The following is a 14,667-nucleotide window of genomic DNA, read 5'->3' as shown; positions in this document are numbered from 1 at the left end:
AAGGGTGACCGCCCGTCGTCGTCAATTATTCAAACCGGTCGAGAGGGCGCCGGAGGGCGCGGACCGGCAGGGAGTCAGCGGTTGAGGACCGTGATGGCCTCGTGGGCGCGCTCGGCTCGGACCTGCACCAGGTAGGTGTCCGCGGCCGTGGTGCGCACGGACTTGAAGTCTCGCTTCCCGCCGGTGGCCAGGTGCGCCACGAAACCGAAGATCACGCCCCACACGGCACCGATCACCACGGACCACAGGATGATGGACAGCCAGCCGAACGCCGGGGCGAACAGGCCGAACAGGATGCCGATGAACAGGCCCAGCCACGCGCCGGAACCCAGGCCGGCGAGCGCGGCGCGGCCCTTGGTCAGGCGACCGGTGACGTATTCCTCGGAGCGCAGGCCCTCGCCCACGATCTTGACGGTGGAGACATCGAACTCGCGGTCGGAGAGCGTGTCCACGACGGCCTGGGCCTCGGCGTAATCGGGGAAGCGGGCGATCGTCTCGTATTTAGCGGCAGCGGTCTGGATCTCGTAGGCCATGATTCCCCTCACAATTGGTATGTATGATGCAAACGCCCCGCTTCCACCATATCAACCGGGCTCACGGCATCGAGAGCTCACAGCACCGAGCGGTAGACCTCCAGGGTCTGCTGCGCGATGGACTCCCACGAGAAGTGTTCCTCCGCGCGCGTGCGTCCCGCCTGCCCCATGCGGTGAGCGCGGTCGGGGTCGGAGACCACGTCGGTGAGGGCTGCGGCGAAGTCGTCCACGAACTTCTGGGGGTCCAAGGGTGTGCCGGTGCCGTCGGTGACCTGTTCGATCGGGACCAGGCGGCCGGTCTCGCCGTCGACGACGACTTCGGGGATGCCCCCGGTGGCAGTGGCGACCACGGCGGCGCCGCAGGCCATGGCTTCGAGGTTAACGATGCCCAGGGGTTCGTAGACGGAGGGGCACGCGAAGGCGGTGGCGTGGGAGAGGATCTGGATCACGGCGCGGCGGGGCAGCATCTTCTCGATGAGCACCACGCCCTCGCGCTCGGTCTTGAGCTGGTCGATGAGGGCGTTGACCTCGGCGCCGAGCTCGGGGGTGTCGGCGGCGCCGGCGCACAGGACCAGTTGCACCTCGGGCGGCAGCTGCAGAGCGGCGCGCAGGAGGTAGGGCACGCCCTTCTGGCGGGTCACGCGGCCCACGAAGACCACGGAGGGCTTGGTGGGGTCGATGCCGTACTCGTCCAGGACGTCGGTGTTCTCGTCTCGGTCCCACTGGCTGACGTCGATCCCGTTGTGCACGGTGCGTACACGCTGGGGGTCCACGTCCGGGTAGGAGGCGAGGATGTCGCGGCGCATGCCGTCGGACACGGCGATGATCGCGGCAGCGGCCTCGTAGGCGGTCTTCTCCGCGAAGCTGGACACCCGGTACCCGCCGCCGAGCTGTTCGGCCTTCCACGGGCGCAGGGGTTCCAGGGAGTGGGCGGAGAGCACGTGGGGGATGTCGTACATGAGGGAGGACAGGTGCCCACCCATGTTGGCGTACCACGTGTGGGAGTGCACCAGATCCGCGCCCTGGATGTCCCCGATCATGGTGAGGTCCACCCCGAGGGTCTGCACGGCGGCGTTGGCGTCGGCCAGTTCACCCGGCACGGGATACGCTTGCACCTGGGCGCCGTGGAAGTCCGGGTCCCGGGGTTCGCCGAAGCAGCGGATGTTGAGGTCCACGAGCGGTGCGAGCACGCGGGACAACTCGGCCACGTGCACCCCCGCTCCCCCGTAGATGGTCGGCGGGAACTCTTTGCTCAGGATGTCTACTCGCACACTGCGAGCGTACTGCACGGGGGTGCTCGCACACAGGTGCGCAAAAGTTCGCGAAACTTCCGGCGACACGGTGTTCCGCCTTGCCGAGTGGGACACAATGACGGGGAAGACCAGTCAAAGACGACGCCGTGTTGTGGTCCGCGAGGGCTCTGACTGGCTCGGGAAGTGAGGGGTACGAATGTCACGACACAAGAAAGTCCTTGCCATCGTTCTGGCCGGTGGGGAGGGCAAGCGCCTGATGCCGTTGACGGAGGACCGGGCCAAGCCCGCCGTGCCGTTCGCGGGCGGGTACCGGTTGATCGACTTCGCGCTGTCCAACCTGGTGAACTCGGGGTACCTGCAGATCGTGGTGCTCACCCAGTACAAGTCCCACTCCCTGGACCGGCACCTGTCCGAGACGTGGCGGTTGTCCACGCAGCTGGGCAACTACGTGACCTCGGTGCCCGCGCAGCAGCGCCGCGGCAAGGAATGGTTCCTGGGCTCGGCCAACGCGATCTTCCAGTCCATGAACCTGATCGACGACGCCGATCCGGACATCGTGGTGGTCGTGGGCGCAGACCACGTGTACCGGATGGACTTCTCGGACATGGTGCGCAAGCACATCGAGTCCGGGGCCAAGGCGACCGTGGCCGGGGTGCGTCAGCCCATGGACATGGTCAAGTCCTTCGGTGTGATCGAGACCGACCCGCAGGACCCCACCCGGATCTCCCGGTTCGTGGAGAAGCCGGACTCCACCGCTCCCCTGCCGGACGACCCGAACGCGTTCCTCGCGTCTATGGGCAACTACGTCTTCGACCGGGACGCCCTCGTGGAGGCGCTGCGCGCGGACAACGAGCGCGGGGACACCAACCACGACATGGGCGGGGACATCATGCCCCACTTCGCGGACCGCGGTGAGGCCATGGTCTACGACTTCACCCACAACGACGTCCCGGGTTCCACCGACCGCGACCGCCAGTACTGGCGGGACGTGGGCACCCTGGATTCCTACTACGACTCTCACATGGACCTGATCCGTCCGCTGCCGGTGTTCAACCTCTACAACTACGACTGGCCCATCTACACCCACCAGATCATGGCCCCGCCGGCCAGGACGGTGCGCGGGCCCAACGGTCAGGCCGGCGTGGCCTTCGACTCGATCGTCTCCCCCGGTGTGCTGATCACCGGCGGGCACGTGGGCTCCTCGGTGCTCTCCCCCAAGGTCAAGGTGGAGCACGACGCTCGCGTGACCGAATCGGTGCTCATGCAGAACGTGCAGATCGGCGCCGGGGCCACCGTGCACCGCACCATCCTGGACAAGAACGTGATCGTCCCGCCCGGGTTCACGGTGGGCTTGGACCGCGAGCGCGACCTCGCCCGCGGGCTCACGGTCACGGATTCGGGGTTGACGATCGCGCCCAAGAACTACCGCTTCCAGAACTGAGTCCGGTTCTCGTTCCGTGACACCCACTCGGCGGCCCCGCTCACGCGAGCGGGGCCGCCGTCGTAGGCGCCGAAGAAGGCGCGGTCGGGAGCCCGGGCGGGGACGACGACGCCGCATCGCGCGGTTGCCGACGGCAGCGTCGCCGTCTGCCCGGCACGCCCAGCTGGCCGCAAGCGGGCGCGGGCGGGCGGATGCCTACACTGGGGTCATGGGAGCCAGCTCACTGACCAGAGAAGATGCCATGACGCGCGCGGAGCAGATCCGGGTAGAGGACTACCGGGTCACGGTGGATCTCTCGGGAGCACGGGAGCCGGGCGCCACGACATTCGGTACCGAGGTCACGGTGCGCTTCACCGCGGAGGCGGGTGCGGAGACGTTCATCGACTTCATTCACGACACCGTGAGCGCCGTGGAACTCAATGGCGAGTCGTTGGACGTGGACGACGTCGTGGAGGGCTCGCGGATCAGGTTGCCGGAGCTGGGCACGGCCAATGAGCTGCACGTGGTGGGTCGCGCGCTGTACTCACGTTCCGGGGAGGGCATGCACCGTTATGTGGACCCCCAGGACGACTCCGTTTACCTTTACACCCAGTACGAGCCCGCCGATTGCCGCCGGGTGTTCCCCGTGTTCGAGCAACCGGACCTCAAGGCCGTCTACTACTTCACCGTGATCACGCCCCCGGAGTGGCTCGCGGCGTCCAACGGGGACCCCACGGGGCAGAACACCACCGACGACTGCGACGTCCCCGGTGCGGTGGCCCACGACTTCGCCCCCACCCAGCGGATCTCGAGCTACATCACTGCCATCCTGGCGGGGCCCTACGCCCGGTTCACCGACGAGTGGTCCGGCACTGACCCCCAGGGCGAGGCCGTGACGATCCCACTCACGCTGTACTGCCGGCGGGCGCTCGCTGAGTACATGGACACCCAGGAGCTGTTCATGCTCACCAAGCAGGGTCTGGATTTTTTCCCGCGGTTGTTCGCGTTCGCGTACCCGTTCGGGAAGTACGAGCAGGCGTTCGTGCCGGAGTACAACCTGGGGGCCATGGAGAACCCGGGGCTCGTGACGTTCACGGAGGCGTACCTGTTCCCGTCGGGTGCCACGCGGGCGCAGTTGGCGGGGCGGGCGAACACGCTGCTGCACGAGATGTCCCACATGTGGTTCGGGGACCTGGTGACCATGCGGTGGTGGGACGACCTGTGGTTGAAGGAGTCCTTCGCGGAGTTCATGGGCGCGTACGCGTCCGTGCACGCGACCGAGTACACGGACGCATGGGTCACGTTTGCGCTCGCCCGTAAGGAGTGGGCATACCGCCAGGACCAGTTGCCCACCACGCACCCGATCGTCGCGGACATCCCGGACCTGGAGGCCGCGCGGCAGAACTTCGACGGCATCACCTACGCCAAGGGCGCCTCCGTGCTGAAGCAGCTCGTAGCGTTCGTGGGTGAGGAAGCGTTCATGGACGCGTGCCGTGCGTACTTCCGCCGGTTCGCGTTCGAGAACACGAGCCTGGACGACTTCCTGGAGGTCCTGGACGAGGCCAGCGATCACGACGTCCGCGCGTGGGCCCAGCAGTGGTTGCACACCACGGGTGTCCCCGTCCTGGAGGTCCGCCTCCCGGGCTCGGTGGACGACGCCGCGGCGCCGGGTGCACATGCCACGCACGACGGCGCGGGGTCCGGTGACCCCGCCGCAGTGGACGGCACCGCGGTGGCGAGCGCCACGCTGACCCAGCGAGCGGCGTCGTTGCGTCCGCACGGGCTGACCGTGGGCCGGTACACGCGGGATGGCGATGCCGTGGTGAACACGGCTCGCACCGAGGTACGGGTGCCGGCCTCGGACACACCCGTTCCCGTCACGGGTCTAGGCGACGCCCCGAGCAGCGAGGCCCAGGACGGCGAGTCGTTCCTGCTGGTCAACGACACTGACCTCACGTACTGCCTGGCCCATCCGGACCCGGAATCGCTTGCGGCCATCACCCGCCTGGTGGGGGCGATCGAGGACCCGCTCGCGCGAGCGGTGGCGCACTCGCAGGTGTGGGCCGCGGTGCGCGATGCCCGGCTGTCCCCGCGGGAGTACGTGTCCATGGCGGCGCGTGAGTGCGGTGCGGAGCGTCACGCGGCGATCCTCACGACCGTGCTGGACCACGCGGGTCAGGCCCTGGGCGAGTACGTGCCCTACCAGTACCGCACCGCCTCGCGGCGTGAATTCTTCGAGGCCCTGCGCAATGCCCTGCTGGCCGCGGAGGCGGGTTCCGGTGAGCAGCTGGTACTCGCGCGCGCTTTCGCCCGCGAAGCGGCGCGGGACGGCAGCTACGCCCGTCAGGTGCAGGAGTGGCTCGGGGACGAGGGCACGGTGGCCGGTCTGCCCCTGTCCTCCGAGCTGCGCTGGTCCCTTCTCACCGCGCTCACCGCCACGGGTCACGCCACGGTCTCCGAGCTGGAGACCGAACACGCGCAGGATCCCACCCGCGACGGCCGGTTGGGCTACACCCGGGCCATGGCCGCCATCCGCTCGGACCGGGCCAAGGACGAGGCGTGGCAGCGGATCGTGGCCGGGGAGCTGTCCAACGACGAGCTGAGCGCCACGATCTCCGGCTTCCAGTTGGCGGCCCCTGCCGTGCTGCATCGCTACGAGTCCGAGTACTTCGCCCACTTCGCCGAATGGTGGGACACCCACTCCATGGAGATCGCGACCCGTATGGTGCGCGGACTGTACCCGCGCGCGATCGAGGTGCGGGCGGCGTCGTCTGACCCGAAGGAACACCCCGTGGTGCGGGAGACCCACGCGTGGTTGGACGCCCACCGGGACGCCCCGGGGGCCCTGCGACGCATCATCATGGAACTCGCGGCGGACGCCGAAAGGGCCGTGGAACTGCAGGTGGCGTGCCTGTCCCGGTGAACCCTGGGGGTCCGCTTTCCACCGAGCGGATGAATATCGATGCGTTGGGATCAACGGTTAGCATGTGGTGTGATGCCGCGGCGGAGCACGCGTCGGCGCTATTGCGAGGGAGACCATGAGGGATTACGCGCTCAACGACCGAGGGTCCTTGGACGTCGTCACCGAGAACTTCTACGACACCGAGATCATGCGGGTGTTCGGAGGCCTCTCCGTGGGCCGGGCGCAGACGTGGACCGGGACGGCCGCGCTGGTCCTGGAACCGGACAACCCCTTCGACCCGCACACCGTGTCCGTGCGCGTGGGCGGGAACAAGGTGGCCCACCTCAGTTCCGGGGACGCACACCGTTACTGGCACCCCCTCTCACGCGTGATCGCCTCCGGCTACACCCCCGTGGTCCCGCTGCACCTGGAGGCCGAGTTGCAGCGCCAGGACGGGCAGGCGGAGGTCGCCGCGCGCGCGACGATCGGCATCGCTCCCCCGGACCTGCTGTTCCCCCTCAACACCGCGCCCGCGCAATCGGCCGTGCTGCCCCAGGGCTCCTCGATCAAGGTTTTGGACGAACAGGAGTTCGCCGAGTATCTGCACTCGATCGTGCCAGCCTCCGGTGAGGGCCGCGTGATCCTCACCCTCGAGGTCAACAAGGTCAAGAACTCCCACGGGCTCACCGTCGACACCGTGGACGTGCTCTACGAACGCAAACAGGTGGGTCGGCTCTCTACCCAGATGTCCCAGCAGTTCATCCCGATCATCCACTACGCGTTCGAACAGGATCTGCTCACCGCCGTGTGGGGGACGATTCGTGGTTCCTCGTTCGAGGTGTCCATGACCTTGCAGGCCGCCCGCGCCTCCGAGGTCCCCCAGCAGTGGTTCACGGACCTGCCCAACGACGTCCCCGAGCTGCTGCCGGACGCCGAGGATTTCGAGGTGCCCCCGGCCTACGTGCCCGTGGAATCGGACCGCGGGCGCAACGCCAAGAAATGGCGCCGCGGTTTCAGCGCCGCCCACACCGACGACGACGCCGCTCGCAACCGCCCCGGCGCCCAGACCCGGCCTGCGGCACCCGCCCCCGCGCGTGAACCCCGCCGCGCAACCGGCGGGTCCAGTGCGGCCCGGCTGGTGGGCGGACTTACGAGCGGGCTGAAGCCCCTGGTCACCGCGCTCGCCGCGCTCACCATGATCCTGGTACTCGTGAGCATCATCCTGCTGGGTGTGGAACCATTGGCCACGACGCTCGTGTTGATCGTGGCCGTGGCCACCGGATTCATGGCTTTCTACCTGCACAGAACGCTGTAAGGGGTTCTTTCACCCGTATGATTTCTCGCCGCGAACGGTTCCTCCAGATCATCGAAGTGCTCACCAAGCACGGTTTCGGTTTCGCTCTCGGTGGGTTGAAACCGCAGTGGCGGGCCCCCCTGGCGCGCGTGAAACTCATCGATCCGCAGACCATCCACTCCCAGCCCGACCACCTGCGCATGGCCCTGGAGGAACTGGGACCCACGTTCATCAAGCTGGGCCAGCTCGTCTCGACCCGCCCGGACGTGCTGCCCCCCGGCTACGCGGACGAACTGCTCAAGCTCCAGGACGACACCCCACCGATCCCCGTGGAGCAGATCCGGGCCATGATCGAGGCCGAACCGGATTCCCAGGCGGAGGAGATCCTCACGCACATGGACCCCGAGCCCGTGGCCACCGGCTCGATCGGTCAGGCCCACGCCGCCGTGTTCCAGGGACACGAAGTCATCGTCAAGGTCCGCCGCCCCGGCGTGACCGACGAGGTCAATCGCGACCTGGAGATCCTGCAGGACATGTCCTCGTGGGTGGCCCGCTACTGGACCGCAGCCCAGGACTACGACCTCGAGGGGCTCGTGGAGGAGTTCAGCGCCTCCCTGCGGGACGAACTGGACTTCATCCAGGAGGCCCGCAACTCCCAGCGCATGGCCGAGAACTTCATCGGCCACCCGCAGATCCACATCCCCGAGATCTATTGGGAGGCCACGACCTCCCGTGTGCTGACCATGGAGCGGATGTTCGGGGTCAAGATCAACGATTACGACGCTCTCGAGGCCGAGGGCGTCAACCGTCATCTGCTGGCCAAGGAGGCCACGGATGCGATCTGCAAGATGGTGTTCGAGGACGGGTTCTTCCACGCGGATCCTCACCCCGGCAACTTGTTCGTGGAGCCGGACGGGCGGATCGCGATCATCGACTTCGGGATGGTCGGCAACCTCAGTGAGGAGTTCCGGGACCACCTGATCACCCTGCTGCTCGGCGTCGTGCAGAACAACCCGCGCCGCGCCGCGACCGGACTGCTGGGCTTGACCGACAGCGGCCAGCACGACGTCTCCAAGAGGGACCTGGAACGCGACGTCTCCGTGATGATGCGCCGCTACGCCAACAAACCGCTCGAAGAGGTGCGGGTGGGCGAGCTCATGGCGGATCTGATCTCCGTGCTGCGCCACCACAAGCTGCAGCTCCCGCGCGAGTCCGCCTTGCTGCTGCGCATGCTCGTCACCGCCGAGTCCATGGGTACCGGCCTGGACCCCGGCTTCGACCTGGTCTCGGCCGTGCAGCCCTACGCGGAGCGGTTCATCATCAACCGGCTCTCCCCGGACATGCTGTTCAACCGGTTGCGCTCCACGATCGAAGAAGCCGTACAGATGGGCGTGGACGTTCCCGAGTACGTGCGCCGCTTCCTGGTGGTGCTCGAACGCGGCGGCTTCGACGTCCACCTGCGCACGGACGAGCTGGATCCCCTGGTCAAGAGCGGCGCCAAGATCGGCCACCAGGTCGTGGCCGGCGGCGTGATCGCCGCGACCATCAACGGCACTGCGCACATCATCGCCTCGGACCCCGAGCGGTGGAAGAAGTACCACACGCCGTTGATCGTGGGTGGGATGTCCACGGTGGCGGCGCTCGGCGGCTACCTGGCCGTGTCCTCCAACGTGGAACGCGTCCGCCACGTGGTGCGGGTGCTGCGCGGGAACAAGTCCAAGCGCACCGTGCGTTGAGCCCGGACGTGGTCCACGAGGCTCTACCGGGCGGTCAGTCCTGCTCCCGCCCGTCATATGCCCTCGACGAGGATGAGTCAGCCGTTTGCTCCGACAGGGCCTGGGCTCGCGCCGCATCCAGGCAGGCTTGACTGAACGGAAGCGACCCTCCGTTCGCGAAGTCCCGTAAGTGCTCGTTGGCAGGGACTTGGACGCGGCTCACGTAGTACAGGCCAGGAACGCGCTTGGCTACTGTCGCATAAGCAACCCCAGGTTGCTTGAGGTTCGCGACCACCGCGCGGATTCCGTCCACGGACCCCGGGGCCACCAACAGCTCCAGCAAGCGTGCATCGATCGTCTTGACCGCCTGGCCGTCCTGGATGAACTCGTAATAGGGCCCGTGGTACCCGTCTATGTACCGCAGATGGGCCGTCGGATGACCAGCCATGAAACACGCAACATCCCCGAGGTTGATCAAGACATCCGTGAGGTGCTCCAGCAGACCCAGGACCATTACGTGCTTCGTCATGGTTGCCGGCCTGCGCAGACTGACGCGCTTCGGGGCCTCGGCCCGGACCTCAATCTCGAACGCTGATGGGCCCAGCTGGCCGATAGAGAAGTCCTGGTTCCACCCGGAGATAATCCCCCTGGCGTCCCCGAGCAACTGCTGGGTCAGCAATTGCAAACCCGTGAAGCTCTCGCGCAACGGTGACTGCGGCAAGGCCAGCTGTCGCCCGTCGCCATCCCGGTAGGTGACGGCGACGATCACACGGGCCTTGGGGGGGACGGTGCCCAGATAGTTGCGTGCCACGGTGCCTTTCATCGAGCTCGCAGAGACATTTTTCCGAAACGCAGGTCACCGAGGTCCGGGTGTTCGGGGGAACACTTCCCGGCAATAACGCCGTTTTCCTAGGGGGTATTCGCCGACGTCACACCTGCATTCATATGCACACAGTGTAGGACACCCTGGGGAGCACCATCGTCCCTACTCCCCGGTACTTTTGTAGCCACTATGGTGGACACAATCATCCGAGCTTGTCCGCGTGAATCCTGGTATTCCCTTAGACTGTGGCCGTACAGGGCGTGTGGGGCCGGGCTGGGTGATCCGCGGCTCACGTAACGCGTCATTGGCCGAGGTAAGGATGAATTGCGTGTTCACGATCATGCCGATTTACGGCACCCGTCCGGAGGCCATCAAGATGGCTCCCATCGTCACCGCCCTGCAGAACAGCGATCAGTTCGAGTGCGTGGTCACTGTGACCGGCCAGCACCGCGAGATGCTGGACCAGGTCAACGAGATCTTCGGGATCACGCCGGACCACGATCTGAACATCATCCAGCCCCGCCAAACCCTCAACGGTGTGCTGACCCGCACGGTCGAGGGTCTGGACCGGATCTTCGAGGACACTCCCCCGGACGCCGTGGTGGTCCAGGGTGACACCACCACCTCCACCGCTGCGGCGATCGCCGCGTTCTACCGCGGCATCCCCGTGATCCACGCCGAGGCCGGGCTGCGCTCCTTCAACCTGTTCTCCCCGTTCCCGGAGGAGGCCAACCGCAAGATCACCTCGCAGATCACGTCCCTGCACCTGGCCCCCACGACCACGTCCAAGGAGAATCTCCTGCGCGAGGCCATCACGGAGGAGGACATCGTGGTCACGGGCAACACCGTGATCGACGCTCTGCTGCACACCGTGGAGCAGCAGCTGCCCTTCACGGACCCCCAGCTCGAGAAGATCGCGTCCTCCGGCAAGCGTGTGCTGTTGGTGACCACGCACCGTCGTGAGAACCAGGGCGAGGCGATGCGCGGCGTCGGACGCGCCCTGGCTCGGATCGCGGACGCGGAACCCGAGCTGACCATCGTGCTGCCCGCCCACCGCAACCCAGTGGTGCGCGAGGCGGTGCTGCCGGCCATCGAGGGCAAGCCCAATGTGGTCGTGACCGAGCCGCTCGCCTACGGCGAGTTCACCCGCATGCTGTCCGTGGCGCACGTGGTGCTGACCGACTCCGGCGGGGTGCAGGAGGAAGCGCCGTCGCTCGGCAAGCCCGTGCTCGTGATGCGTGAGAACACCGAGCGTCCGGAGGCCGTCACGGCCGGGACCGTGAAGCTCATCGGTACGGACGAGGAGCGGATCGTGACCGAGGTGGACCGCCTGCTCAACGACGCGGACGCCTACCAGGCCATGGCCAACGCCGTGAACCCGTATGGTGATGGCAAGGCCGCCGAGCGCTCACTGGCCGCGATCGAGCAGATGTTCGATGTGGGCCGGCGCGTGGCGGACTTCGATTCCCAGGCGTAAGCCCAGCCCCCTCGCCTCGAACGGAAGGATCACGGTCTCTTCATGCGCATGACAGTCATCGGCACCGGATACCTCGGTGCCACGCACGCGGTGGCCATGGCCGAGCTCGGTCACGAGGTGCTCGGCGTGGACGTGGACCAGGCCAAGATCGATCTACTCTCCACCGGGCAGGTGCCCTTCCACGAGCCGGGGCTGCCCGAGCTGCTGCGCAAGCACGTGGCCACGGGCGCGGTGCGCTTCACCACGTCCTACGAGGAGGCCGGCGCCTTCGGGGACGTGCACTTCATCGGGGTGGGAACGCCCCAGAAGCGCAACGGCCACGCCGCGGACATGACCTACGTGGACTCGGCCGTGGAGCAGATCTCCCGCGCGGCGACCCACGACTGCGTGATCGCCGGTAAGTCCACGGTTCCCGTGGGCTCGGCGGCCCGGTTACAGGAACTGGCCCTGACCTCGGCGCTCTCGGGCACGCGCGTGAGCCTCGTGTGGAACCCCGAGTTCCTGCGCGAAGGTCACGCGGTGGAAGACACCCTGCGCCCGGACCGTATGGTATTGGGCCTCGAGTACGACGACGCCGGTCGCCCCACCTCCGCGGCGCAGGCCGCCGAGGCCGTGCTGCGTGAGGTGTATGCGCACCAGCTCGAGGCGGGGATCCCGTTCATCGTGACCGACTACGCGACCGCGGAGCTCGTGAAGGTCGCGGCCAACAGCTTCCTGGCCACCAAGATCAGCTTTATCAACGCGCTGTCCGAGATCACCGAGACCGTGGGCGGGGACATCCGTACGCTCGCGGACGCGATCGGGTTGGACGAGCGCATTGGTCGCAAGTTCCTCAACGCTGGCGTGGGATTCGGTGGCGGGTGCCTCCCCAAGGACATCCGCGCGCTGCGCGCCCGCGCCTCCGAGCTGGGTCTGGACCAGTCCCTGCGGTTCCTGGCCGAGGTGGACGACATCAACCTGCGACGGCGCGAATACACCGTGCAGCTGGCCGTCCAGGAATGCGGTGGTTCCCTGCAAGGCACCCAGATTGCCGTGCTCGGTGCGGCGTTCAAGCCCGAGTCCGACGACGTCCGGGACTCCCCCGCCCTGGACATCGCCGCCCGGCTGCACTCGATGGGCGCGGACGTGCGCCTCTACGACCCCCAGGCCAACGCCAACGCCGCCCAGCGCTTCCCCCGCCTGGACTACGTGGACTCGCTCGACGCCGCCGTGACCGGTGCACAGGTGACCCTCCTGCTCACCGAGTGGCGGGAGTTCCGGGACATGGATCCCCGTCGAGTCTCGGAGCTTGTGTCCACGCCCACGATCATCGACGGCCGCAACGTCTTGGACCCCGCGGCGTGGCAGGATGCGGGGTGGCGGTATCGGGCGTTGGGACGTGCTTCGCGCTGATTTGCGCCGGCCTCACCGCATTCAGCGGGGACGGTGCGGCCCCCGGGTGACACCGGCAACGACTTTGCCGTCATTGCGGATCGAGACCATCCGACTGTCGTTCAAGAACGAGAATCACCCGAGGGTGTGGTCCACGGGCCTACTGACACCCTGCGCTTACGTCCATGGCCCGTGAACCACACCCGTGATCTACGGCATCAGTATTCGAGCCGGGCATTACCCAGGGCGAGAGTGGAGTCGCCGGAGCTGTGCACGAGGGTGGCGACGATGCGCAAACGGAGCTTGCCCGACACGGGCACGGCGATGTCTTTCACTTCCCCGAAGCCCACTTCGTCACGGTACCGTTCGACGCCGTCGACGTAGATCCGGACATCGTACTGGGCCGTGGTGTCGGCGCGTGAGTCATCGACACCCAATGACGCCCGGAACATTTTGTACTTGCGGCTCAGGTTGTATTCCACAGCTTCGGGCGAGTCATAGTTGAAAAATCGTGATAGCGAGCTCTGGTAGATCTTGCCACTGATCGTGGAGGTTCCATTCGAGTATGAATCGAAGGACACTGAACTCATCTGGCTGAGGTAGTCGACGCGAGGTGCATTGGGCGCAGGGGGTGCGGGTTTGGGGGTCACTCCGGATAAAATGCGCGCATTACCGAGAACCAGCGTGGCGCCGTCATCACCCCCGATTGACGTCGCCTCGATCTGCAGATTACCGTTACCCACCACGGAAACATCGAGGCCGACAGCTTGATTGATCCTGACGTCCTTGGTGGCAATGATGCGGTCATCTCCGTAGACCACTACCCGGTACACGGCTGTGGCATCGGGACTGCGGTCGTCGATACCCAGAGTGGCCTGAAAACGATCAAATTTCCCGGCCAAACCGTAGGATACGCTGCCCTGGTAGTTACCGTAATATTCGCCGGTAATTGACCGGGCGTACGTACTGCCGCGGATCTGCCCTGCCTCGGGATAGAACCCGTCACTGTCCGTGGCTTCCAGATTGGCGAGGTACGTCGCCTTACCCGCGTTGGGCTTCGGCGCGTTCCACCGCGGATGCGTGTACCGGTACAAGAAAGCGGCCATGGCATCTCGGGCGACGGGTTGTGCGGAAGGTTCGGTCCTGGTACCCGGTGGTGATGTTCCTGGCTGCCAGCCATTGGATCTCCTTGTAGAACGCTTGTCCCGGCCGCACATCCTTGAAACGCGAGGTCTTCGGCGCTGAAAAGGCCGGCTGCCCGGCATAGCGGTACAGGAACGCTGCCATGGAACCGCGGTTGATGGGCTGTCCCGGTCGGAACGTGCCGTCCGAGTAGCCAGTGGTGATGCCCTTGGAAGCCAGCCAGTGGATCTCCTTGTAGAACGCTTGTCCCGGCCGCACATCCTTGAAACGCGAGGTCTTCGGCGCCGTATATGCCGGCTTGCCCGCCATGCGGTACAGGAACGCCGCCATTGCATCTCTGTTGATCGGTTGCGCCGGGCGGAAAGTACCGTCCGGATAGCCGGTCGTGATGCCCTTGTCCGCAAGCCATTGGATCTCCGTGCGGAACGGGTTGCGAGCAGTGTCGGTGAAGCGCACGGCTTGGGGCAACATGGAGGGTGCCTGGGATAGCTACGGAGCAGCGTGAGGGTGCACTGCCGCCTGAGCTGGGACGACGCCGGTAAGCATGGAAATGACTGTGGCGCCGGTAGCGATCTTGGTGACCCGCCGTGTGTCATTGATTCTGGACATGGAATTCTCCCCTGGATACTTGCCACGCGTGGCTGGTTGGTAATTCCTCACTGCACGGGTCCACTCGTGGCCGTCCGTGACTGTCAGGATTCGCGATCCGCCGTTATTCACGCTTCCCTGCGCATCG

Annotated in this window: 11 protein-coding genes; 6 read left to right on the top strand and 5 right to left on the bottom strand. The window is 66.4% G+C overall.

The window, feature by feature from the left end:
- Positions 1-74 precede the first annotated feature (74 nt).
- Together HBK84_RS06730 and glgA are read right to left on the bottom strand one after the other, a co-directional pair.
- The gene (locus HBK84_RS06730; protein ID WP_064845191.1) at positions 75-533 is read right to left on the bottom strand and encodes a general stress protein; all 459 of its coding nucleotides are present in this window, start codon (positions 531-533) and stop codon (positions 75-77) included.
- Positions 534-610: 77 nt separating this feature from the next.
- Positions 611-1,804, bottom strand: a complete 1,194-nt coding sequence (gene glgA, locus HBK84_RS06725) for a glycogen synthase (RefSeq protein ID WP_064845206.1) — start codon at positions 1,802-1,804, stop codon at positions 611-613.
- A 178-nt stretch (positions 1,805-1,982) separates the two neighbouring features.
- Between glgA and glgC the strand changes: the two genes are divergently transcribed.
- The 4 genes from glgC to HBK84_RS06705 all read left to right on the top strand — a co-directional run bounded on the left by glgC (position 1,983) and on the right by HBK84_RS06705 (position 9,138).
- Entirely contained in the window at positions 1,983-3,227 is a 1,245-nt protein-coding gene (gene glgC / locus HBK84_RS06720) for a glucose-1-phosphate adenylyltransferase (RefSeq protein WP_144931875.1), read from the top strand.
- 208 nt (positions 3,228-3,435) lie between these two features.
- The gene (gene pepN / locus HBK84_RS06715; protein ID WP_167318499.1) at positions 3,436-6,129 is read left to right on the top strand and encodes an aminopeptidase N; all 2,694 of its coding nucleotides are present in this window, start codon (positions 3,436-3,438) and stop codon (positions 6,127-6,129) included.
- Between the two features lie 115 nt (positions 6,130-6,244).
- Positions 6,245-7,423 carry a hypothetical protein gene (locus HBK84_RS06710; protein ID WP_167318498.1) on the top strand — a complete coding sequence of 393 codons (1,179 nt, stop codon included), beginning with the start codon at positions 6,245-6,247 and terminating at the stop codon, positions 7,421-7,423.
- A gap of 17 nt (positions 7,424-7,440) precedes the next feature.
- Positions 7,441-9,138: an AarF/ABC1/UbiB kinase family protein gene (locus tag HBK84_RS06705; RefSeq protein ID WP_167318497.1), complete on the top strand. Its 1,698-nt coding sequence runs from the start codon at positions 7,441-7,443 to the stop codon at positions 9,136-9,138.
- A 34-nt stretch (positions 9,139-9,172) separates the two neighbouring features.
- Here the strand turns inward: HBK84_RS06705 and HBK84_RS06700 are convergent, their stop codons facing one another.
- Complete coding sequence (locus HBK84_RS06700; protein WP_167318496.1) at positions 9,173-9,928, bottom strand: hypothetical protein; 756 nt, start codon at positions 9,926-9,928, stop codon at positions 9,173-9,175.
- A gap of 331 nt (positions 9,929-10,259) precedes the next feature.
- Here HBK84_RS06700 and wecB point away from each other — a divergent pair, with 331 nt between their 5' ends.
- Together wecB and HBK84_RS06690 are read left to right on the top strand one after the other, a co-directional pair.
- On the top strand, positions 10,260-11,417 hold the full coding sequence (gene wecB / locus HBK84_RS06695) for a non-hydrolyzing UDP-N-acetylglucosamine 2-epimerase (RefSeq protein WP_370520507.1): 1,158 nt from the start codon (positions 10,260-10,262) through the stop codon (positions 11,415-11,417).
- Positions 11,418-11,459: 42 nt separating this feature from the next.
- A complete protein-coding gene (locus HBK84_RS06690) occupies positions 11,460-12,809 on the top strand; it encodes a UDP-glucose/GDP-mannose dehydrogenase family protein (protein WP_167318495.1) in 1,350 nt (449 codons plus the stop codon).
- A 197-nt stretch (positions 12,810-13,006) separates the two neighbouring features.
- On the opposite strand, the gene HBK84_RS12840 is transcribed toward HBK84_RS06690, so the two are convergent.
- Together HBK84_RS12840 and HBK84_RS06680 are read right to left on the bottom strand one after the other, a co-directional pair.
- Positions 13,007-13,894 (bottom strand): NPCBM/NEW2 domain-containing protein, encoded by an 888-nt coding sequence (locus tag HBK84_RS12840; protein WP_167318494.1) that lies wholly within the window; start codon positions 13,892-13,894, stop codon positions 13,007-13,009.
- Positions 13,830-14,402, bottom strand: coding sequence for an S-layer homology domain-containing protein (locus tag HBK84_RS06680; protein WP_167318493.1), 573 nt, complete (start codon positions 14,400-14,402; stop codon positions 13,830-13,832). Before HBK84_RS06680 ends, HBK84_RS12840 begins: the two co-directional genes overlap by 65 nt.
- Between the last annotated feature and the right edge of the window lie 265 nt (positions 14,403-14,667).

Source organism: Kocuria sp. KD4, assembly GCF_011769905.1.
GTDB classification, from domain to species: domain Bacteria; phylum Actinomycetota; class Actinomycetes; order Actinomycetales; family Micrococcaceae; genus Kocuria; species Kocuria marina.
This window is presented reverse-complemented; position numbering and strand designations above follow the sequence as displayed.

Excerpts from the sequence above, each read along its gene's own strand:
- HBK84_RS06710 (WP_167318498.1), top strand. The coding sequence starts at position 6,245 with ATGAGGGATTACGCGCTCAACGACCGAGGGTCCTTGGACGTCGTCACC.
- glgC (WP_144931875.1), top strand. The coding sequence starts at position 1,983 with ATGTCACGACACAAGAAAGTCCTTGCCATCGTTCTGGCCGGTGGGGAG.
- HBK84_RS06680 (WP_167318493.1), bottom strand. The coding sequence starts at position 14,402 with ATGTTGCCCCAAGCCGTGCGCTTCACCGACACTGCTCGCAACCCGTTC.
- wecB (WP_370520507.1), top strand. The coding sequence starts at position 10,260 with ATGAATTGCGTGTTCACGATCATGCCGATTTACGGCACCCGTCCGGAG.
- HBK84_RS06690 (WP_167318495.1), top strand. The coding sequence starts at position 11,460 with ATGCGCATGACAGTCATCGGCACCGGATACCTCGGTGCCACGCACGCG.
- HBK84_RS12840 (WP_167318494.1), bottom strand. The coding sequence starts at position 13,894 with ATGGCCGCTTTCTTGTACCGGTACACGCATCCGCGGTGGAACGCGCCG.
- HBK84_RS06705 (WP_167318497.1), top strand. The coding sequence starts at position 7,441 with ATGATTTCTCGCCGCGAACGGTTCCTCCAGATCATCGAAGTGCTCACC.
- pepN (WP_167318499.1), top strand. The coding sequence starts at position 3,436 with ATGGGAGCCAGCTCACTGACCAGAGAAGATGCCATGACGCGCGCGGAG.
- HBK84_RS06730 (WP_064845191.1), bottom strand. The coding sequence starts at position 533 with ATGGCCTACGAGATCCAGACCGCTGCCGCTAAATACGAGACGATCGCC.